The organism is Ralstonia sp. VS2407 (assembly GCF_052950655.1).
In genome coordinates this window covers 1-441 of record NZ_JBRFVG010000347.1, presented here as the reverse complement: position 1 = coordinate 441, position 441 = coordinate 1, and the positions used below count along the sequence as shown (strand labels likewise).

At 67.1% G+C, this 441-nt stretch carries 1 pseudogene; it reads right to left on the bottom strand.

Annotated features, from left to right (window positions below):
- Positions 1 to 249: pseudogene (locus tag ACU8YE_RS25390) on the bottom strand (peptidase); the annotation flags it as partial.
- Between the last annotated feature and the right edge of the window lie 192 nt (positions 250 to 441).

Below are 441 nucleotides of genomic sequence, written 5' to 3'. Positions count from 1 at the left end.
CCACCAATTCGTCGACCTCGACGAATTGGTGGATTGCGACGAACCCGAGCTCGGCGCGGGTGCCGGGGCCGGCGCCGGTGCCGGCGCGGGGGTCGGCTGCGCGGCGGCCGACGGCGTGCCGCTTCCGCCTCCGTCGCCACCGCCGCCGCAACCGGCGAGCGGAACGAGGACGGACATGGAGAGAATGCCGGCGACGGCACGGACCTGGCCAAGCCGCGTCTGTTCAGGATTACTACGTTTCTTGTTCATGGGGCCTCTCCACTCTTGGGTTCGATACCGCATGCGCGGTCAACGCGGTCAAGACCCGTGGCGTGAGGGTTTCGCGAGCACGATCCTCATTCTTCGTCGCATCCCGATCCGTCGCCAGGCCTTGTCCCGAATCCGTCGGGCTCGCGCGATGCCCGATCGGAGGTACTGGTGTGGGTAACGGCTGCTTTTAAC